This window comes from Glycomyces harbinensis (assembly GCF_900101745.1).
Classification (GTDB): Bacteria; Actinomycetota; Actinomycetes; order Mycobacteriales; family Micromonosporaceae; genus Glycomyces; species Glycomyces harbinensis.
In genome coordinates this window covers 412,829-433,362 of the sequence record NZ_FNAD01000002.1, presented here as the reverse complement: position 1 = coordinate 433,362, position 20,534 = coordinate 412,829, and the positions used below count along the sequence as shown (strand labels likewise).

The following is a 20,534-nucleotide window of genomic DNA, read 5'->3' as shown; positions in this document are numbered from 1 at the left end:
CCGCGAGTACATTGCGGCACAGTCGGGTCCCTCACCGGCCGTCAGCGCGGGCGCATGGCGCTTCGACCGTCGGCGGCGGGGGTCCGCGCCGCGACCGAGGACGTCCCTCGCGCGCCAGGTCCGGGCCCGGCCTAACTCCAGGTCTTCTCCACGTGCGAGCCCTTCGCGTCCTTGGTGATCCGGAACCGCACCGGCACCCGCTCGGCCAGCTCCGGCACGTGGGTGATGAGGCCCACGGTCCGCCCGGCCGAGAGCGTCAGCGCCTCCAGCGTGGTCGCCACCGCGTCGAGCGTCTCGGGGTCGAGCGTCCCGAAGCCCTCGTCCAGGATGATCGACTCCAGGCACGCCCCGTGCCGCGCGAGGCTCGCGAGCTGGTCGCTCAGCGCGAGCGCCAGCGACAGCGACGCCGCGAACGTCTCGCCGCCCGACAGGCCCCGCGCCGGGCGCGCCATGTCCGCGTCGTGATGGTCGACCACCCAGAAGTCCTGGTCGCGGTAGATCAGGTCGTACTGGCCGCCGGTGATCCGGTTGAGCATCAGCGTCGCGCCCGCCACGAGCTCGTCCAGCGCCTCGCTCAGCAGCCACTCCATGAACCGGCGCGCCTCCAGGTGGGACGCGAGCGCCTTCGCGATCTCCGCCTCGTGCTGGTACTTGCGGGTGTCGGCGTCGAGGTCGACGCGCTGGTTCCGCGTCTCCACCAGCCGCGCCGAGGCGGCCCGCGCCGACTCGACCGCGGCCGCGTGGCGGCCGACGTAGTCCCCGCCGGTGCCCGAACGCGGCACGTCGACGTCGAACTCGCCCAAGGCGAACCGCAGCTCCTTCCGCAGCGTCCCCGCCCGCCCGTCCAGGCTCGCGAGCTCGGTGCGGGCGGCCTCGCGCTCGGCCTCCGCGCGCTCCAGCGACGCCGCGGCCCAGTCGGTCAGGTTCGCCCAGCTCGCGGCCAGGTCGTCGCCGGCGGCCGGCGGGCCGAGCACGGCCACCTGGTCGCGCGCGTGCTGGAACTCCTTCCAGGCCCGCTGCCGCCGCTCGTCCACGGCCGCCTTGCGCTTCTCGGCCTCCCGCAGGGCCCGCCGCGCGGCCTTGAGCGCCGCCCCGGTCCCGGCCAGCTGCTGCCGCGCCTCCTCCGAGGAGGCCCGCTTCGCCTGCAGCGCCGCGGGTTCGGGGACGTCTTCGAGCTTCTTCTTCAGCCGCCGCTGGGCCAGTTGCAGCTCGGTGAGCCGCTCCTCGTAGTTCTCCAGCTTCGTCTGGAGCGCGACCACGGCGGCCTGCGCGTCCCGGAACTCGTTCGTCGCGGTGCGCGAGGCCTCCTCGGCCTGCTGCATCGACTCCGACAGGTCGTGCTCGGGCACGGTCTCCACCGGGCGGTCGCAGACCGGGCACTCGTCGCCGACCTCCAGGCCGGCCCTGAGGGTCCCGGCCAGTTCGGCCATGCGGATCTTGTGCAGCGAGGCGTGCTGGATCTCGACCTCTTCGGACGCGGCCTCCTCGAGCTCCTTGGCCTCGGCGAACTGGTCGCGCAGCTCCTCGGTCAGCTCCTGGCCGGTCTTGAGCTTCGACTCGGTCTCGCCCAGTTCGGCCCAGGCCTTGATCTGGCGTTCGATGAGCGCCAGGTCGAGTCCGTCCAGTTCGGTCCGGAGCCGGTCGTCCTCGGCCTCGGTCGCCTCGACCTCGGCGGCCTTCTCGGTCACGGCGCCGTTCGCGCTCGCGATCTGGGCCGCGATGTCGACGACCCCTTCGGGCTGCTTGATGTACGTCAGCGATCCGAGGTTCGACTCGGCCTCGCTCAAGCGGCGGCGCGCGGTCTCGACCGCGGCGGCGAGCCCGTCGAGCGCGGTCGCCTTGTCCCGCACCGGTTCGGTGAGCTTCTCCAACTGCTCGACGCGTTCGGCGGCCGCGGCGATCTCGGCGTCGGACACCACCGGGACGCGCGCCAGCTGCGCTTCGAGGGTCTTCATCGCCGTGGTCGCGGCGTCCCGCTTCGCCCCGGCGAGCTGCTGGACGCGCCGGTAGACGCTGTGGCCCAGGAGGTTCTCGAGGATCTTGCGCCGGTCGGCGGGCGAGGCGTGCAGGAACTCCGCGAACTCGCCCTGGGGGAGGAGCACGCACTTGGTGAACTGCTCGAACGGCAGCCCGATCACGCGCTCGGCCGCGGTGCTGACCTCGCTCGGGCTTCCGGCGAGCGCCTTGCCGAGCCCTTCGACCAGCTCGCCGTCGTCGGCCGGGTTCACGCCGCCGGGCAGCTGCTCCAGCGCCGCGGTGGTGGTCTTGACCTTGCCGTTGCGGTCGCGCCGCAGGATCCTGGTGGCCACGTAGTTCGTTCCGGCGGCGGCGAACACGAGCCGCACCCGGCCCTCGACGGCCGAGGGCGCGATGGCGTTCTGCGTCGTGTTCACGCGCCAGCGCGGCGTGCGCCCGTACAGGGCGAAGCACATCGCGTCGAGCACGGTGGACTTCCCGGCGCCGGTGGGCCCGGTGAGCGCGAAGAAATCGGTGTCGGTGAAGTCGAAGGTCTCGGACCCGGTGTAGGAGCCGAATCCCTGGAGGTCCAGTCGGATAGGACGCACTTAGGCCTCCTCGGCGACGGTCTGGGTGTCTTCGTAGAGCTTCGCGAACAGCCCGGCCACGGCCGGGTCGTCGTGGCCGTTCTCGGTGAGGTAGCTGGTGAACAGCTCGCCGGGGCTGCGCCCGGACCGCCGCTGGCGCGGGGTCGCGGCGTCCATGCGCATCACCGGGTCGATGTGGATCTGGACGGCGCGCGGGAACAGGTCGGCGACCTCGCCGCGCAGTCCGGCGCGGGCCGGCTCGGTCACGAACACCCGCAGCCACGCCCGCTCGTCCACCTTGGCCTTCGCGAGGTCCGCGAGGGTGCCGCGCACGGTCTGGAGCGGGACGGCGGCCGTGAGCGGGACGGTCCGCGCCCGCGCGGGGATCCCGGCGGACGCGTCGACGATCGTGACGCTCGGCGTGTGGTCCTCCTCGCCGAAGTCGACCGCGAGGGGCCCGCCGGAGTACCGGATCGGGCAGGGCCCGTTGATGGCCTGCGCCTTGTGCAGGTGGCCCAGGGCGACATAGCTGGTCGTGGGCGGGAAGATCGCGGCGGGCACGGCGTAGTCGGCCACGGTGTGGACCTCGCGCTCGCCGCCGCCGACTTTGCCGCCGACGACGGTGAGGTGACCGGTGAACAGGTTGACGGTGTCGGCGCCGAAGTCCTGCGTGAGCGCGGCGACGAGCCGGCGCAGGTGGTCGGCGTAGTTCGCCTCGGCGCCGGCCGCGCCGAGTTCGAACAGCTCGGCGGCCCGCACGGCGTGGCGCTGGGCGATGAACGGCAGGGCCGCGATCTTCCAGCGCTCGCCGTCCCGCGTGGCCCCGGTGACGAGGTGGTCGGCGGCCTTGCCGAGGCTGCCGCGCAGGTGGATGCCGGCGGCGTGGGCCCACTCGCGCAGCGCGTCGAGGGCCCTGCCGTTGTCGTGGTTCCCGGCGATGACGACGACTTCGGCCCCGGTCTTGTGCAGGGCCGAGAGCGCGGCGGTCAGGAGCTTCTGGGCCTCGCTGGAGGGCGAGGCGGTGTCGAACAGGTCCCCGGCCACGATGACCAGGTCGACCTGTTCGTCTCTGGCGACGTCGACGATCTGCTTGAAGACGGCGCGCTGCTCGTCCAGGCGCGATCGGCCCTTCATGGTGACGCCGACGTGCCAGTCGGAAGTGTGCAGAATCCGCAAGGCTCGCGCTCCTAAAACGGTATGTCGTCTTCGTCGTCGCCGGCGAGGTCGAACGGGTCGACCCTGGCGGTCGCTGAGATCGAGCGGCCCGGCCGCGCGGTGGCGGGCGCGGAGCCGGCTTCGGCGGGGCGGGTGGCCCAGGCGGGGAACGGGAAGTTCACCACGAGCGGCACCGGGAGTTCGGGCTGGGCCACGAACATGGTGCCGGGCTTGGCCATGAGCACGCGCATCCGCTGGGCCTGGGTGAGGAAGCCGTACTCGGGGCGCGTGGCCTCGGCGGCGTCGAGCCGGCCGACGACGCGGATCGCCGAGTTCGAGGCGATCCGCCGCTCCACTTCGGATGCGGTCTGCTGGGCGCCGATGAGGATGACCCCCAGCGAGCGGCCGCGTTCGGCGATGTCGAGCAGGATGTCCTTGATCGGGCTGGTGCCCTCCCGCGGCGCGTACTTGTTGAGCTCGTCGAGGACGACGAACTGGAGCGGCCGGGCCGACCCGGCCTTCTCCTTGCGCTCGAACTCGGTGCGCAGCACGACGCCGACGACGAAGCGCTGGGCCCGGTCGGGCAGGTTGTGCAGGTCGACCACGGTGACCTGCGCGTCGGAGGCGAGGGCGAGGCCGCGGGGCGGCAGGTCGCCGCGGATGAGGCGGCCGATGTCGCGCCCGGAGGCGATGAGGCGCCGGATGAACGCGTTGACGGTGCCCAGGCCGATCGCCGACCCGGCCCACTCGGTGCGGGTCTCGTCGTCGGCGAGGCGCTCGCAGATGAGGTCGACGAGGTCGCGGTAGGAGGTGAGCAGCCGCCCGTCGAGCGCGACCGCCCCGTTGTCCTTGGGGCGGGCCTCTTTGCGCAGCCGGGCGGCGACCTGGTGGACGACCATCGTGTACTGCTGGCGGTCGTCGTCGCCGTCGGCGAACACGAACGGCAGCAGGCTCAGCTGGCAGAACTCCGAGAGCGTCCAGTAGAACGCGTCGACGCCGGTGGAGCGGCAGGCCACGTCGGGGACGCCGTTGGCGTCGCCCTCGCGCGGCGGGGCGAGGACCTCGACGGACTTGAACGCGCCGGGCTCCATGCCGAGGCGCCGGTACGTGTCGCGGATCGAGTCGTCGATCTTCGTGTTGTCGTGGTCGAGGAGCAGCAGGTCCTCGCCCTTGACGTTGAAGATGAGCGCCTTGGTGTTCGCGGCCTCGGCGCCGAGGGCGCCCGAGTGCAGCAGCGAGTACAGGAGCCAGGTCGCGAACGAGGTCTTCGTGGCGACGCCGGAGATGCCCGAGATCGAGACGTGCGCGCCGCGGGTGCCGTCGAGGAAGTCGGGGTTGAGGAACACCGGCTGGCCGTCCCGCGAGAACCCAAGGGGCACTTGGCGGCTCATGCCGTCGAAGTACAGGGCCCGGTCGCGGTCCTCTCCCGAGGCGCGCTGGACCTCGGCGCCGGGGCGCGGGGGCACGAACACCTCGGGCTCGACCCGGGTGACCGTGACCTCGGCGGCCTCCTGCACCTGGGCCGGGAGGAGGCCCCCGGCGATGTCGAATACGTCGGAGTCGAACTGCGCGCCCTCGTGGCGCGAGCGGACCGCGGTGACCACGCCCGAGATGCGGACGGTGCCGATCCCGGGGACCTGGCGCTCGGTGGTGAGCACGTCGTCGAGCTGGGCGTAGGACTCCGGGCCGACGCCGACCCAGAACGACAGGGGCGTCGCGTCCTCCGTGCCGAGCACGCGGCCCACCGATTCACTCATCGCTTGATCCTCGCACTTGACATCCTTCCCGCTCTCAATGGGCGGGGATTCCCGGCTTGCGGTCCGCAGTCGCGGACCGGCTACGGTCGGGTTCCTCGTTCTTCCCCTTTCGGGGGTTTCCAGGTCTGCCAAGTGTCCCTGGTCTGACGTCCTGTCCAGAGGCGTTTCGAGTGTCCGAGTGTCCCTCGGCCACCATACGCTTGCCTTCGCGGCGGATGTTGATCTCGGCGTTGGCGTCACGGTCGTGGAACGCCCCGCACCCGCACGCCCAGGCCCGGACCTTCAGGCCCTCCAGCCCCCTCGGGCCGGTGAGCGCACCGCACGCCGAGCACAGGCGCGTGGAGGGGAAGAACCGGTCGACCCTCACGAAGGTTCGCCCGGCCCTATTCGCTTTGGACTCGAGCCGGGTCAGGAACATCCCGAACGCCGCGTCCTGAATTGACTTCGAGTGCCGACCGCGCGAGAGGCTCTTGACTCCCAGGTCTTCGACATAGATGCCTTGGTTCTCGGCGACTATCGTCTTGACCTGCTTGTCGATCCAGTCGGACCTTGCCTGTTTGACCCTCTCGTGGATCTTCGCGACCTGCAGACGGGCCTTCGCCTGGTTCTGTGATCCCTTGGCTTTGCGGGACAAGGCCCGCTGTGCCTTCTTCAGTTTCTGCTCCAGGCGGGCGAAGAATCGCGGGTTCTCGATGACCTTGCCGCCGCGAAGGACCGCGAAGTCCTTGAGCCCGAGATCGATCCCGGTCTCTGCTTCAGGGTCGGCAAGCAGGCCCGGGAAGTCGGTCCCGTCCTCGACGGTGACGACGAAACTGGCGTAGTACTTCCCGGTCGGCGACATGAGCACGGTGACCGAGGACGGCTTGGAGGGCAGGTCCCGCGACCACGCGACCTTGAGATCCCCGACCTTCGGCAGGTGAAGCCTTCCGTTGGCCAACACTTCGAACCGGGCGTTGCGAGTGAACCGGATCGACTGCGTGCCAGTGCGGCGCTTGAACCGCGGCGGCCCCATCCGGGAGCCTTGCCGTCGGCCTTTGAGCGAGGCGAAGAAGTTCCTGAAAGCCTGATCAGCGTCCGCCAGGGCCTGCTGAAGCGCCACCGCTGATACCTCGCCCAGCCACGCCCGCTCCGGGGTGCGCTTCGCTTCGGTGATCAAACGCTTCGACAGCGTTGCACTGGTCGGGTACGGAAGGCCCTCCGCGTGGGCGAGTCTTCTCGCGGCCACTGTGTCGTTAAACACCACCCGCGCGCACCCGAACGCCCGCGACAAGGCGATGCGCTGTGGGCGCGTCGGGTAGAGGCGGAATCGATACCGGAGAAGCACACCGAAACCCTAGGCGACGGGTACGACAGCCATACAGACCTGCGGTTCGACCAGTCCCGCTTCATGAGGCGTTCGGGCGGGCGACCGGCGTCGTACGACCCCGTCTCAAAGAGCGGAGCCCCGGGAGGAACGCACGTAGCGCAGGATGAGGTTGCCTCCGGCTTCGAGGACGTGTCGCAGCTCGAGCGGGATCGCCTCAGAGGCCGCGGGCCGCTCGCCCGCCGCGTCGCCGTGGCCCGCGGCGATGCGGATCGGCCCGGGCCCCACCAGCTTCGGCGCGAGCGTCAGGTCGAGCTCGTCGGCCAGGTCGGCCGCGATGAGGTCCCCGAACACGTGCGGCCCGCCCTCGCACAGGATCTGGCGCAGGCCCCGCTCGCGCAGGGCCGCGACGGCCGCGGCGAGGTCGACCGCGCCGGTGCCGAGCGCGATCACGTCCGCGACCTCCCGGAACGGCGCCGTGCGGTCGGACGGCAGGTCCGCCGGGACGATGAGGATCGGACGCCGCGGCGCCTCGGTGAAGATCCCCGCGGCCGGGTCGAGCGCGGCCGTGCGCGAGACGACCGCCATCACGGGCACCTCCGGCAGGCCCCGCGCCCGGCGCCAGGCCGAGCGATCGGGCGAGAGCACCAGCGGCCCGTACCCTTCCGCGCGCACGGTCCCCGAACCCGCCAGGAGCACGTCGCAGCGCGCCCGCAGGACCTTGAAGACCCGCTTGTCCTCCGCACCCGAGAGCGGGCCGGAGAGCCCTTCGAGGGTCGCCGCGCCGTCGGCGCTGGAGACGAAGTTGACCCGCAGCCAGTCCGGCTCGGGCGGCTCGTACGCCGCGTAGACCTCGTCGTCGGTCAGTTCATCGAGTTTTCGGTACCGCACCTGTGCCACGGCCACAACCTAGCCCACGGGACCGACAACCCGTCGCCGGCGACGCGGCCCGGCCGGGTCAGGGGCCGAGGACCCGGTCCAGGTACGGGTTCGCGAAGCGGCGGTCGGGGTCGGTCTCGCCGCGCACCCGCAGGAAGTCCTCGAAGTGCTCGTAGCGCTTGGTCAGCGCCTGCGCGTCCAGCGAGTGCATCTTGCCCCAGTGCGGGCGCCCCTCGGCCGCGTCGAAGATCGCCGCGCAGTCCGCGAAGAACCGCTCGTGGTCGTGCCGGTGGTACTGGTGCACCGCCACGTACGCGGTCCGGCGCCCGTGCGCCGTCGAGAGCCAGATCTCGTCGGCGGCCGCGAAGCGCACCTCCACCGGGAACGAGACCGTGTGGTCCTCGCGCTCGACCGTCAGCTTGAGTTCGCGCAGCACGTCCGGCAGGGCCTCGCGCGGCAGCGCGTACTCCATCTCACGGAAGACCACCGACCGCGGCGAGGCGAAGACCCGGTGCGACACGTCGGTGTATTCGCGGGCGCTCCAGACGCGCCCGGCCAGCCGGTTGAGGCCCGGCACCATCCCCGGGAACCTCGCGCCGACCCGGTTGCTCGCCTCGAACAGGGCGTTCTCGGTGAAACCCTCGTTCCACCAGTACGACAGGGCGCTCGGCGACCGGTTCGGCTCCGACATCGCGTAGCGGTTGTTCCGCTTCGTCAGGGTCCGCTCGGTGTGCGGGAACCAGTAGAACTCGAAGTGGTCGTTCTCGGACACGAGCTCGTCGAGGCCCTCCAGCACCGCGTCCAACCGCTCGGGCCGCTCGACGGCCTTGAGGCGGAACGCCGGGACGCACTGGAGCGTGACCTCGGTGATCACGCCGATCGCGCCGAGCCCGAGGCGGGCGGCGGCGAACAGCTCCGGCCGCTCGAACTCCGTACATTGTACGATCGAGCCGTCGGCGAGGACCAGCTTCAAACCCTTGACCTGCCAGGCGAAACCCCGGTACCGGTCGCCCGTTCCGTGCGTCCCGGTCGAGATCGCGCCGGAGATCGTCTGCCGGTCGATGTCGCCCATGTTCTCCAGGGCCAGGCCGTGCGCGTCGAGGATCTCGTTGAGCCGCCACAGGGGCATCCCGGCCTCCACGGTCACCAGGCCCGTGCGCTGCTCGACCGACACCACCTGGTCGAGCGCGCCCAGGTCGAGGCGCACCCCGTCGGGGACGGCGATGCCGCTGAAGGAGTGGCCGGCGCCGACCGCCTTGACGCGCAGGCCGTCCTCGGCCGCGGCGGTCACCGCGTCGGCGAGTTCGTCGGCACTGCCGGGTCTGACGGTGCGCGCCGGTTCGGCGCTCTCGGTGCCCGACCAGTTCTGCCAGGGCGAGGATCCCATCGCGGCAGTTCCCATAACGGCGCTCCCTTACCGACTCCGCTTGAAGATGAGGTGTACTTCACGGTAGCTTTCATCTAACCCCACATGACCTGCGGAAGGGAAGTCGGATGGGCTATCAGGGAGTTACGAGGACCGATGCCCCGCCCGGTCTCGGCGGCCTCGACCACCGCTTCGCCGAGTTGGGCCGCGCCACCAGGGGTCTCCAGCCGCCGTTCGCCGTGGTCGATCTCGCCGCCTTCGACACGAACGCGGCCATATTGCGCCGCAACGCGATCGGCAAACCGCTGCGCCTGGCGAGCAAATCGCTGCGGTCCCGGGCGCTCATGCGCCGGGCCCTGGGGCAGCCGGGGTTCAAAGGGGTCCTCGGCTACACGCTCCCCGAGGCCCTGTGGCTCGCCGGCGACGACGAGGACGGGCGGTTCGGGGACATCGTGGTCGCCTATCCGACCGCCGACACCGACGCGCTGCGCGCGCTCGCGGGCGACGACGAGTTGGCGCGGCGCATCACCCTCATGGTCGACTCGGTCGAGCACCTCGACTTCCTGCAGCGCCACGTGGCGCCGAACCCGTCCCGGCCGCTGCGGCTGTGCCTGGAGCTGGACGTCTCCCTCGAACTGCTCGGCGGGCGCGTCCACCTCGGCGCTCACCGGTCGCCGGTGCACACGCCCGAGCAGGCCATCGAGATGGCGCACGAGATCGACAAGCGCCCGGGCGTCGACCTGGTCGGCATCATGGGCTACGAAGGGCAGATCGCGGGCATCCAGGACGCCTTCAGCGCCACGGCCCTGCGCTATCCGCTGGTGCGGCTGATGCAGCGGATCTCCAAGGCCGAACTGGCCGAGCGCCGCGGCGAGGCCGTCGCCGCCGTCCGCAGCGTCGCCGACCTCGAGTTCGTCAACGGCGGCGGCACCGGCTCGGTCATCTCGACCGCCGTCGACCCGTCGGTCACCGAGATCGCGGCCGGCTCGGGCCTGTACTCGCCCGCGCTGTTCGACGGGTACCGGTCGATCCGCCCGATCCCGGCCGCGTTCTTCGCGCTCCCGGTGGTCAGGCGCCCGCGCCCGGGGATGGTGACCGCCCTCGGCGGCGGCTGGATCGCCTCCGGGGTGCCCGGTCCCGACCGGCTCCCGAAGCCGACGTTCCCCGCCGGGATGCGCTACTCCAAGACCGAGGGCGCCGGTGAGGTCCAGACGCCCCTGCGCGGCAAGGCCGCCGACGGACTCGCGATCGGCGACCGGGTGTGGATGCGCCACGCCAAGGCCGGCGAGCTGGCCGAGCGCGTCAACTCGATCCACCTCGTCTCGGGCGGCGAGGTCGTGGACGAGGTCCCGACGTACCGCGGCGAGGGCCGCGCCTTCGCCTGAGCGCCTTGCGAAGCGCGCCGGTGTCTTGACCGCGGTGCCGCGTTGACCGCGGTGCCGGTGACGACGGAAGGGCCCGGCGGGACGCTCACCGTCCCGCCGGGCCCTCGCACGTCATCGCTCAGACGCGGCGCCGCGGCTCAGTCGTCGTCGTCACCGCCGCCATTGCCGTTGCCGTTCCCGTTGCCGCCGCCACCGCCGCCGCCCCCGGGTTCGCACAGGCCCAGCCACTCGGACATCGCGTCGCACTCTTCGCCGTTGTTGCCACCGCCACCGCCGCCGTGGTTCTGGTTCCCGCAGCGGGAGTCGCCCGCGTTCAGGGCGCAGTAGGGGCTGTCGGCGTCGATGGTGCCGTCCTCGTTGACGATGTCGTCCACAATGGCCGAACCCGGATGGATCGTCACCGGCTCCCAGCCCTCGGACTCGTAGTCCTTGACCTCGATGGCCCCCTCCATGAACTGCTTCCAGACCGGATAGCTCAGGGTGCCGCCGAAGAGGTTGTCGGTGCCGCCCTCCTTGTTCAGCAGCGGCGCCGACTCGGCCGTGGCGTTGCCGACCCACGTGGCGATGCTCAGCTGCGGGATGGCGCCGATGTACCAGGTGTGGGCGTTGGCGTCGTCGTAGCCCTCGGCCGTGGCCTCCCAGGTGCCGGTCTTGCCGGTGTACGGCCGGTCGATCGCGCCGCCGTCGCCGTCGATCTCCGAACCGACCCACTGGAGGTCGCGTGCGATGTCCACGTCGAGCGCCGGAGTCTCCTCCAGGCCGCGGACCGGTTCGACCTTGTTGCCGTCGCGGTCGTAGACGGCCTCGACGAAGTGCGTCTCGTTGTAGGTGCCGTCGTTGGCGAGGGTCGCGTAGACGCTCGCCATGTCCAGCACCGAGGTCGGGAACTGGCCGAAGCCGATCTCGAAGTCGAACGGGCTGCGGGGGTCCTCCAGGTCCAGGGGGGTGCGGACCGGGTTCTCGTTGTCGTCGTAGCCGTTGACCGACGCCAGCGGGTCGATGTTGCCGTTCACGTCGGTGACGAAGGAGCCGTCCTCCAACTCGACGGTGTTGTGCACCGAGTAGGTGATGGTGCCGTCGCTCTCGATGTAGAACCGGTAGATGTCCCCGTTGCCGGTGTTCTGCATCGACCGCAGGCCCATCTCGATGGCCGTCTCCAGGATCGTCGTCGCGCCCCACTTCTCCGCGATCGCGTACATCGGCGTGTTCCGGGAGTTGCGGACCGCGTCGGTCAGCGTCATGTCGGTGTTCTCGGTCCGGCCCGCGTTGGAGACGGGCGTCTCCCGGCCCTCGAACTCGCGCGGCGAGTCGGAGTTCCACCACGACTCGATCGAGGCGCCCTCTTTGATCGCCGTCGCCGCGGTGACCATCTTGAACGTCGACGAGGGCGGGTGCGGGTTCTCCATGCCGGCCTTGTCGATGCCGAGGCCGTTGTCCCCGCCGTAGTAGCCGAGGACGCGACCGGTGCCCGGTTCGACGGCCACCACGGCGTCGGCCATCGACGGGTTGTACTCGTAGAGCGCGGCTTCCTCGTTGTCGTTCTCGAACTCGAAGAAGCCGTCGTCGTTCACGTACTCGGCGGCCTCGGCCCGCTCGGTCACGACCTCGCCGTTGTCGTCGACGTAGTTGTCGCCGTCCTTCTGGCGTTTGAGGTCGCCTCGGCTGGCGGTCTCGTAGGCGACGTTCTGGATCTCCTGGTCGATGGTGAGCTGGACGGTGTAGCCGCCGGTGTTCTCGTCCTTGCCGTAGAAGTCGTTCTGCGTCAGGCCGTAGCGGCTCTCCAACTCGTCCCAGACGTAGCCGTCGGTGGGGTTGGTGATGAAGCCGGTGGGGGTGTCGTGGCCCCACGAGCCCGGGTTCTTCAGGGCGTCGAGGGTCTCGGGCATCCCGGCGTCCAGTTCCGCCTGGACCGCGGCGAGCTGTTCGTCGTTGAGGTCGTCGGTCAGGGTGAGCAAGGTCTCCATGCCGTGGGTCCAGCGGTCCACCGGCGCCGTGCTGCCCTCCGCGGCGATCCGCGGGTCGAACGAGCCGTCACCGGCCTTGACCTGCATGACCAGCATCATGCCCTGGCCCCAGGTGAGCTCCTCGAGGCCCACGCCGAACCAGGTCTGCGCGGCGGCCTCGATGCCGTAGGTGCCGCGGCCGTAGAAGTTCAGGTTCAGGTAGTGGAGGAGGATCTCCTCCTTCGAGTACTGCTGCTCGAGCTTCATCGCCATGACGGCCTCCTTGGCCTTGCGGCCGTAGGAGATGTCGTCGCGGATCGCCGAGACCATGCCCGCGTACTGCTGGCTGATGGTCGAGGCGCCCTGCGTGTCGCCGCCGGTGATGTTGTTGACCAGGGCCCGCATGGTGCCCTTGTAGTCCACGCCCTCGTGCTCGAAGAAGTCCTTGTCCTCCAGCGCCAGCAGCGACCAGATGACCTGGTCGGGCAGCTCCTCGAAATCGTCGACGAGCTTGCGGGTGTACTCGCCGTAGCCCGCGACCTGCGTCGAGCCGTCCTTGTAGGTGAACGTCGTGGACTCGCCGAACGCGAGGTCCTCGGGCGGGGGCACGCTCTCGAAGAACCAGGACCCGGCCACGGTGATCGCGCCCAGCATCATCAGGCACACCATGATGAGGGCCGCATAGACGCGGCGCCGCCGCGTCGACATCTTCTTTTTCTTCTTCTTGCGGCCCGGGCCCGTCGCGCCCGCCTCGGGCTTGGGGCGTGCGGCCCCGACCACCGAGGCCCGGCCGACGCTGCCGCGCACAGGCGCGCTCCCGGAGGCGTCGCCGTAGCCGCCCGCGGGGGCTCCGGGGCTCACCGGCGCTCCGGGCCCGACCGGCACTCCGGGCCCGGCGGGCCCGATGGGCCGACCCGGTGAAGCGCCCATGGGGGCGGGGGGCCTGCCGGGTACGGCGCGGCCTGCGGGTCCGGTCGGACCGGCGCTCCCGCCCTGGAACGCGTTCGGCGGCTTGGCCGAGGGGTCCGGGTTGGGGCGGTAATAGTCGCTCATGCTCAACCATCCACGAGTTGTGAGGTGCCGGTCCTCGGTGCGCGGCCCCGAGTCGGCTTCGGCGAGCACCGCCGAGAGTGGTGTAGGGCTCGGCGGACACCCGCAGAATCTTGGATGTTAGCGGAACACACCCGGTCAGCGAGGAGCGCTCGGTTTCGCGGGTGAGGAAGGCCGCTTATCGCCCACCTTAGACTGCCGCCGCAAGGCCCATCAGGCACGTCGAGGACGAACCGGACACCCCCGGATGCTTTGGGACGGTATGCGTTTGAACGCGCATTCGGTTACTTCGCGACCCCCCGCGCGGCCTGGCGCCCCGAGAACAGGCACCCGCCCAGGAACGTGCCCTCCAGCGACCGGTACCCGTGCATCCCGCCGCCGCCGAACCCGGCCGCCTCACCGGCCGCGAACAGGCCCGGCAGCGGCTCCCCGTCCGGGCGCAGCACCCGCCCGTCCAAGTCGGTGTGCAAGCCGCCCAAGGTCTTCCGTGTCAGCAGGTTCAGGCGCACCCCGATCAGCGGCCCGGCCTTGGGGTCCAGCAGCCGGTGCGGCGTCGCCACCCGGATCAGCTTGTCGCCCCGGTAGTTCCGCGCCCCGCGCAACGCCGTGACCTGCAAGTCCTTCGTGAACTTGTTCGACATCTCCGCGTCGCGGGCCTCGACCGCCGTCTTCACCGTCGCGAAGTCCAGCAGATTCTCCCCGGTGATCGAGTTCATCTTCGCCACCAGCTCGGGCAGTGTCGCGGCCACGGCGAAGTCCGCACCGTGCTTCTTGAACGCCTCCACCGGGCCCGGAGCGCCCGGCAGCACCCGCTTGAGCAGCAGCTTCACGTTCTTGCCCGTCAGATCCGGGTTCTGCTCCGAGCCCGAGAGCGCGAACTCCTTCTCCAGGATCTTCTGCGTCAGCACGAACCACGTGTACTCGTGGCCCGTGGTCATGATGTGCTCCAGCGTCCCCAGGGTGTCGAACCCCGGGAACAGCGGCGCCGGCAGGCGCTTCCCCGTCGCGTCCAGCCACAGCGACGACGGCCCCGGCAGGATCCGGATGCCGTGATGCGGCCAGATCGGATCCCAGTTCTCGATGCCCTCGGTGTAGTGCCACATCCGGTCCCGGTTGATCAGGCTCGCCCCGGCACTCTCGGCGATCCCGAGCATCCGCCCGTCGACATGCGCGGGCACCCCCGAGATCAGGCGCTTCGGCGCCTTCCCGAGCCGCTCGGGCCAGGCCTCGCGCACCAGGTCGAAGTTCCCCCCGATGCCGCCCGAGGTGACCACCACGGCCTCGGCGCCGAGCGAGAACTCGCCCAGGGCCTCCCGGTTCGTCGAGACGCCCCGCGCCGACTCGTCGGGGGACAGGAGCGTCCCCGACACCCCGGTCACGACCCCGTCGGTCACCGTCAGACCGTCGACCCGGTGGCGGAACTTCAACTGGAGCCGCCCGTCCTCGGCCGCCCGCCGGACCCGCCGAGCGAACGGCTCGACGACGCCCGGGCCGGTGCCCCAAGTGATGTGGAAGCGCGGCACGGAGTTCCCGTGGCCCTCGGCCGTGTAGCCCCCGCGCTCGGCCCAGCCGACCACCGGGAAGAACCGAACGCCCATGGCGTGCAGCCAAGCCCGCTTCTCCCCGGAGGCGAAGTCGACATAGGCCTCGGCCCACTTGCGGGGCCACTCGTCCTCGGGCCGGTCGAACCCGGCGGTCCCGAGCCAGTCCTGCCAGGCCAGATCGTGCGAGTCCTTGACGCCCATGCGGCGCTGCTCGGGGGAGTCCACGAGGAACAACCCCCCGAACGACCAGAACGCCTGGCCGCCGAGGGACTGCTCGCCCTCCTGGTCCAGCAGTGTGACGGTCTTCCCGAGCCGAACCAGCTCGGCGGCGGCCGTCAACCCGGCCAATCCCGCTCCGACCACGATGACGTCGCTGTCCATCGCCCGCGCCTTCCCAAGCAGCAGATACGGCGCCTACTGACGCGTAGGGGAGGTATATCAGGACCGCGACCCCGCGTCAACCGGTCGGTGTCAAACCCTGGTGCGGCATCCGCCAGGCCTCGGCGAGCCGCGAGGGGTGCACGTACTCCCCGCGGCCGAAGAACTCGCAGAACTTCATGATCAGCGGGTCCCACCCGACCGGGTCGACGTGGTCGGTCCCGGGGATCACGAGACGCTCCTCGACATGCGCCCGCACCACCCGCACCTCGACGGCGCTGGCCGTCTCCGCGAAGGTGTGGACCGCGTCGACGACGCACTCGAGTTGGATCGGGCATTCGGCGACCCGGGGAGCGCCGACCAGCTCGGAGGCCTGCGGCGTCAACCCGGCCGCCCCGAACTTGTCGGCCTCGTACCGATACCCCTTGGCGGCCTTGGCCTGCGGAACCGGGAACGTGCCGGTCAACGGCGCCAACCGGTCGACGGCTGCGGCCATGTCGGCGGAGGCCAGATTGAGCACGCACTCCCGCTCCCGCAGCAGGTTCTCGGTGGTCTTGGACCGGTTCCCCATCCCGATCATGCACGACTGCTTCAGCCACCAGGCCGAGGACATCGGAGCGAGGTTCGCCGACCCGTCCGCGTTGCGCGTACCGATCAGCACCACCGGCGTTCCGAAGTACAGCACCTTGAGATCCAGATTCACATGCACGAGGGCCTCCAACCCGAAAGGAAGGCCTCAACCCAACCCGCCCCGGGCCCGAACCGCTGGCCACCGAACGACGCGGCGTTCGGCCGGCGGGCCGACGCCGCCGGCCCGCCGGAGCGTCAAGGGTTCGGCGGCGGGTGCGGGTGCTGCCAGGCGGCGTGGCGCAGGCCGCTCACCAGGTGGTCGGTGGCCGACTCTATTTCTTCTCGGTCTCGGCCGTCTGCGATCCGGCTCGATGCGATGCGGGCCAGGATCAGGATGTTCAGGGCCATCTCGCGGAGCAGGTCGGTGAGCGGGATGCGTTCGCGGATGCCGGCCACGGCCGTGATGGCCTCGGCGAGACGGTCGAGTTCGGGACGTTCGGTCGCTTCCATCGAGTCCTCCCGTGCAGTTGTGCCGAGGCCGCCGGCCTCGGTGCCGCAAGTGTAGGGACGACCACCGACAGTTCCGTCCTCGTCACCGGACGCGGCAGAGGATTTCTCCGTGGGGGATCATCAGCCAGCTCTCCGGATCGACCGACCACTCGGTCCAGGTGCCCGAGATCGCCTGCAGCGCTTCCGCTGTGGCGAAACCGCCCGCGACGGCCTGCTTGGCGAAGTCGGAGTGCAGCGACCGTTCGGCCCACAGGCCTCCCCACCACTCCCGGTCGTTCTGGTCCGCGAAGGTCCAGGTCGAGGAGGTCGCGGTGACCTGCGGTTCGTCGAAGCCGGCCCGCAGCGCCCATGCCTTCAGCCGCCGGCCGGCGTCCGGCTCGCCGCCGCCCGCCCGCGCGACCCGCTCGTACAGTGCGAGCCAGTCGTCCAGCCCCCGCAGTTCGGGGAACCAGGTGAACGCCGCGTAGTCGCTGTCGCGCGCCGCGACCACGCCGCCGGGCTTCGCGACCCGGCGCATCTCCCGCAGCGCCTGAACCGGGTCGCCGACGTGCTGGAGCACCTGGTGGGCGTGGACGACGTCGAAGGTGTCGTCGTCGAACCGGAGCCGGTGGACGTCGGCCTGCTCGAAGGCGACATTGGACAGGTCCCGGTCCGCCGCCTCCTTCGCCGCCTTCGGCAGGATGTCCGCCACGAAGTCGACGCCGGTCACGTGCCCCTCGCGGGCGATCTCGGCCAGATCGGCGGTGATGGTGCCGGGGCCGCAGCCGATATCGAGCACTCGGTGGTGGGCCTGCAGCTGCGGCAGCAGGTAGGCCGCCGAGTTCTCCGCGGTCCGCCAGGTATGGGACCGCAGGACCGATTCGTGGTGGCCGTGGATGTAGGTCGCATGCTCTTTCGCCATGGGGAGACCTTACCGATCGGGTTCTATCATATGGGAGAAGGATTCCATATTTTGAGAGATGTTTCTGGCCAGGATCTTTGCAGTTCACACCCTTGCCACATTGACGTGCGCTCCCGACGGATACACTCGCGTATCGCCCCTATGGGCGATGGGTGACCCATGACCGACGAAAGTGGATATCATGACCAATGGCCCCAATCCATCGAACATCGGCGACGCGCTCGGGCAGGCGCTCGACGCCGTGAAAGCGGGCCAGCAGGCCCAAGAGGCCATCGCGGACAAGACCACTCAGGCCGAAGCCGCCGACGGCCGCGTCATCGCGACCGCCTCCCTCAACGGCAAGGTGACCGTCGAGATCACCAACGTCCGGGCCTATCGGCTCGAACCCGCGCAGCTGGCCGCCGAGATCACCAGGGCCGTCAACGAAGCGCTCGACGCTGCGCGCGACCAGGCCGCCGCCCCCGCCGACGTCGACCTCGGCGAACTCTCCGCCAAGCTCGAGGAGATCCAGCAGCAGTCCGCGAAGCAGCTCCAGAGCTTCATGTCGAGCCTCACCGAGACCCACGCCGGCGTGCTGCGCGCGGCGAGCGAAGGGCGTGAGCGCCCATGAGCGGCCTCCAGATCACCCCCGACGAGCTCGAGAAGGCGGGCAAGAACATCGAGGGCACCTCCGAGACCTTCAACACCGTCCTCGAGGAGTTCCGGTCCACGATCGAGGGCATCGGCGACGCCTGCGGCGGCGACGAGATCGGCGGCCTCATCGGCGACGCGCACCAGGCGATCTACGAGGCCGCCATGGAGTGCTTCCAGGAAGCGGCGCAGTCGATGAAGGACGCCGGATTCGACGTGCAGGACTTCGCGATCCAGCACCTGGCCGCCGACGAGGAGATCGCCCAGGCCTTCAAGACCTTCCAGAGCGACATGGGGGGCAAGGGCTGATGGCGCTCATGATCCCGTCCGAGCTGGCGACCCTCCTCGGCATCCTCGGCTACGAGTGGCCCTCGTCGAACGAGGACATGCTCATGCAGACCGGCGAGGCCTGGCAGGACCTCAGCGGCAAGCTCTCCGACATCGAGAGCGAGGCCACCACCAACGCCGCGCAGGCGTGGGCCGACCAGATCGGCCAGGACATCGAAGCGTTCAAGGCGTGGTGGGAGAGCGAGGACGGCCCCGCCGACACCCTCACCCAGGGCGCTACCGGCGCGATGATCGGCGGGTCCGGCCTCATGGTCGCCTCGGTCATCGTGCTGACCCTCAAGATCATGATCATCGTGCAGCTCGCGATCCTCGCGGTGCAGATCGCGCTGGCGATCGCCCAGGCCGCGTTCACCTTCGGCGCGTCCCTCGCGCAGATCCCGATCTTCCAGCAGATCGCCCGGAGGATCGTCGGCGGCATCATCGACCAGGTCATCACGAAGCTGATGGAAGCCTAGGAACCGCCAAGGCGGAGCGGCGACGAGCTCGTCACCGAGACGCCGGACCGCTTCCAGGGCGATGAGCCGCTCGGCTCCCGTTCACCAGCCCTGGCGTCGGGCCAGCCAGTCGGCGGCCGCCAGGCCGCTCCAGCGCTGGTGCCGGCGCAGGTACGGCGAGACCTGCGGGATCGGCGGATCGACCGCCTGGGACAGGTAGTAGCCGGTGATCGCGGCGAGCCCGGTGTCGAGCTGCTCGGGCGCGACGCCCTGCGACGTCGGGTGCCTCCAGAAGAGGCCGTCCGCGTCGTGCCCGTCGCCGTGCGCGGCGACCAGGAAGCACGCCGTGTCGAACCACGGCGCGTGGACCTGGACCCAGTTCCAGTCGCAGATCCAGGCGCGGTCGGCGCCCACGATCATGTTGTCGGGCCGCAGGTCGAAGTGCATGACCGCGTCGGCGGCCATGGCGTCGTCGATCCCCGCGTCGAGTTCGGCGAGCCGGTCGACGCGCCCTTCGAGGGCCGGCGGCAGCGGGAACGGGTCGGCCGTCCCGGCGGCGACGCACGTGAACCGCCTGAGCTTGTCGTCGATCGGGTCGGCGCTCACGCCGAGGTCGAGGAGCGCCTGCGGCGCCGGTGTGAGGGCCGCGGCGGCGTCGGCCCACGCGTCGAGCATGAGGTCGAGGTCGCGCGGGAGCATCGGCAGCGTCGGAGCGCGGCCGTCGACCGCCTCGAACCCGAGGACGGCCCAGTCGTCGAAGTCGGCCGCGAACTCGAGCCTCGGCGCGGGGACGCCTTGGGGCAGTGCGGGGTTGACGCGCGCCTCCTGGCGGCAGGCGGCGAGGGCGAAGGACATGTCGGGCCCGGCGGCCTTGACGAAGAGCTCGGCGCCGGACTCGGCGCGGACGCGGGCGGCGAAGCCGCCGCTGAAACCGCCGCCCGCCATGCGGATCTCGGCGGGCTCGCCGCCGAGCTCGTCGATGACGCGGTCTCGCACGAACACCGGGAGGGTCTCCCAGGTGGCGCGGACCGCGGTGGCGTCGTAAGGGACCGTCGGGTCGAAAGCTGGCATGGGGAGATTGTCGGCGGCGGGCGGTTGCGGGGCAAGTGGTTTCCGGGTTCGCGGGCAGGGGCGACGCCCCTGGCGGCGGTGTTTCGGGGCCCCGGTTTCAATGGTGCCCCGGGGGTCCGACAACGTTGGAACGAGCGGTCCGCGGGACCGAGGCGACCCCGGAATGCGAGCGGGCCGCGGGCCTCTGGGGACCCTGGAACGAGAGGGGCCCTCACCGCCGTGGTGGGGACGGCGGCGAGGGACCGGTTCTATTCTAGGCGTTCGCGAGCAAGGATGGAATCACCACCGGCAGCACATAGCAGCCGATGTCCCCGACCTCGCTGTACGCCAGGGCCCAGTGCGCCGTCTTCGCGTCCCGGCACAGGACCACGAAGGCGACCATGCAGCTCAGTGCCCGCTGCGCGTCCGTCATGAACTGGAGCCACGACTCGGCTTGCGCCGCATCGGGTTCCAGCACCGCGTCGAAGAGCAGCACGAGCAGCCGCTCGCCGTCCTTCGAGTACGCCGCCGCGACGCAGACGCGGAGCCGGTTCGGCTGGCGGGGAAGGGTGATGGTCCGGCGGGTGACGCTGATGGAGTCGTAGTCGGGGAGGTCGGGCCCTTCGGAGCAGTTGTACAGCTCCGTGGCGAATTCGGGACGTGTCTCCATCAGCATCGCGAGGAGTTCGTTGTACTCGATCGACATTCGAGTTCCTTACTTCCGCATGGGGTCACAAAAGGTGGGTTGTAGGAACAACGAAGACACGAGAGAACGGTTACGGGTAGGT

At 70.5% G+C, this 20,534-nt stretch carries 17 protein-coding genes; 4 read left to right on the top strand and 13 right to left on the bottom strand.

Annotation, left to right across the window (positions count from 1 at the left end; translation table 11 throughout):
- Nucleotides 1-131: 131 nt before the first annotated feature.
- The 6 genes from BLQ63_RS05610 to BLQ63_RS05585 form a co-directional block, all read right to left on the bottom strand.
- The gene (locus tag BLQ63_RS05610; RefSeq protein ID WP_091029850.1) at nt 132-2,564 is read right to left on the bottom strand and encodes an AAA family ATPase; all 2,433 of its coding nucleotides are present in this window, start codon (nt 2,562-2,564) and stop codon (nt 132-134) included.
- On the bottom strand, nt 2,565-3,719 hold the full coding sequence (locus BLQ63_RS05605; RefSeq protein WP_091029846.1) for an exonuclease SbcCD subunit D: 1,155 nt from the start codon (nt 3,717-3,719) through the stop codon (nt 2,565-2,567).
- 11 nt (nt 3,720-3,730) lie between these two features.
- The gene (locus BLQ63_RS05600; protein WP_091029842.1) at nt 3,731-5,455 is read right to left on the bottom strand and encodes an ATP-binding protein; all 1,725 of its coding nucleotides are present in this window, start codon (nt 5,453-5,455) and stop codon (nt 3,731-3,733) included.
- A gap of 34 nt (nt 5,456-5,489) precedes the next feature.
- Nucleotides 5,490-6,779, bottom strand: a complete 1,290-nt coding sequence (locus BLQ63_RS05595; RefSeq protein ID WP_218125074.1) for an RNA-guided endonuclease InsQ/TnpB family protein — start codon at nt 6,777-6,779, stop codon at nt 5,490-5,492.
- Between the two features lie 105 nt (nt 6,780-6,884).
- Complete coding sequence (locus BLQ63_RS05590; protein WP_245680857.1) at nt 6,885-7,658, bottom strand: pyrimidine reductase family protein; 774 nt, start codon at nt 7,656-7,658, stop codon at nt 6,885-6,887.
- 58 nt (nt 7,659-7,716) lie between these two features.
- The gene (locus tag BLQ63_RS05585; protein ID WP_091029836.1) at nt 7,717-9,024 is read right to left on the bottom strand and encodes a D-arabinono-1,4-lactone oxidase; all 1,308 of its coding nucleotides are present in this window, start codon (nt 9,022-9,024) and stop codon (nt 7,717-7,719) included.
- A gap of 107 nt (nt 9,025-9,131) precedes the next feature.
- Between BLQ63_RS05585 and BLQ63_RS05580 the strand changes: the two genes are divergently transcribed.
- Nucleotides 9,132-10,388: an amino acid deaminase/aldolase gene (locus BLQ63_RS05580; protein WP_091029832.1), complete on the top strand. Its 1,257-nt coding sequence runs from the start codon at nt 9,132-9,134 to the stop codon at nt 10,386-10,388.
- Between the two features lie 137 nt (nt 10,389-10,525).
- Here the strand turns inward: BLQ63_RS05580 and BLQ63_RS05575 are convergent, their stop codons facing one another.
- The 5 genes from BLQ63_RS05575 to BLQ63_RS05555 all read right to left on the bottom strand — a co-directional run bounded on the left by BLQ63_RS05575 (nt 10,526) and on the right by BLQ63_RS05555 (nt 17,284).
- Nucleotides 10,526-13,384, bottom strand: coding sequence for a transglycosylase domain-containing protein (locus tag BLQ63_RS05575; protein WP_091029829.1), 2,859 nt, complete (start codon nt 13,382-13,384; stop codon nt 10,526-10,528).
- Between the two features lie 281 nt (nt 13,385-13,665).
- Nucleotides 13,666-15,327: an FAD-binding dehydrogenase gene (locus BLQ63_RS05570; protein ID WP_281187583.1), complete on the bottom strand. Its 1,662-nt coding sequence runs from the start codon at nt 15,325-15,327 to the stop codon at nt 13,666-13,668.
- Between the two features lie 55 nt (nt 15,328-15,382).
- Complete coding sequence (locus BLQ63_RS05565) at nt 15,383-16,012, bottom strand: flavin reductase family protein (protein WP_091030227.1); 630 nt, start codon at nt 16,010-16,012, stop codon at nt 15,383-15,385.
- Nucleotides 16,013-16,128: 116 nt separating this feature from the next.
- Complete coding sequence (locus tag BLQ63_RS05560; RefSeq protein WP_091029822.1) at nt 16,129-16,383, bottom strand: hypothetical protein; 255 nt, start codon at nt 16,381-16,383, stop codon at nt 16,129-16,131.
- Between the two features lie 82 nt (nt 16,384-16,465).
- Nucleotides 16,466-17,284 carry a class I SAM-dependent methyltransferase gene (locus BLQ63_RS05555; RefSeq protein ID WP_091029819.1) on the bottom strand — a complete coding sequence of 273 codons (819 nt, stop codon included), beginning with the start codon at nt 17,282-17,284 and terminating at the stop codon, nt 16,466-16,468.
- Nucleotides 17,285-17,465: 181 nt separating this feature from the next.
- On the opposite strand from BLQ63_RS05555, the gene BLQ63_RS05550 reads away from it, so the two are divergent.
- Genes BLQ63_RS05550 through BLQ63_RS05540 form a run of 3 tightly spaced genes read left to right on the top strand, consistent with a single transcriptional unit; the run spans nt 17,466 to nt 18,717 of the window.
- Complete coding sequence (locus BLQ63_RS05550) at nt 17,466-17,894, top strand: YbaB/EbfC family nucleoid-associated protein (protein ID WP_091029815.1); 429 nt, start codon at nt 17,466-17,468, stop codon at nt 17,892-17,894.
- Nucleotides 17,891-18,223, top strand: a complete 333-nt coding sequence (locus BLQ63_RS05545; RefSeq protein ID WP_091029812.1) for a WXG100 family type VII secretion target — start codon at nt 17,891-17,893, stop codon at nt 18,221-18,223. Before BLQ63_RS05550 ends, BLQ63_RS05545 begins: the two co-directional genes overlap by 4 nt.
- On the top strand, nt 18,223-18,717 hold the full coding sequence (locus BLQ63_RS05540; protein ID WP_091029809.1) for a WXG100-like domain-containing protein: 495 nt from the start codon (nt 18,223-18,225) through the stop codon (nt 18,715-18,717). Before BLQ63_RS05545 ends, BLQ63_RS05540 begins: the two co-directional genes overlap by 1 nt.
- 81 nt (nt 18,718-18,798) lie before the next feature.
- On the opposite strand, the gene BLQ63_RS05535 is transcribed toward BLQ63_RS05540, so the two are convergent.
- Both BLQ63_RS05535 and BLQ63_RS05530 read right to left on the bottom strand, forming a co-directional pair.
- Nucleotides 18,799-19,767: a phosphotransferase gene (locus BLQ63_RS05535; RefSeq protein ID WP_091029805.1), complete on the bottom strand. Its 969-nt coding sequence runs from the start codon at nt 19,765-19,767 to the stop codon at nt 18,799-18,801.
- A gap of 253 nt (nt 19,768-20,020) precedes the next feature.
- Nucleotides 20,021-20,452 (bottom strand): hypothetical protein, encoded by a 432-nt coding sequence (locus BLQ63_RS05530; protein ID WP_091029802.1) that lies wholly within the window; start codon nt 20,450-20,452, stop codon nt 20,021-20,023.
- Nucleotides 20,453-20,534 lie beyond the last annotated feature (82 nt).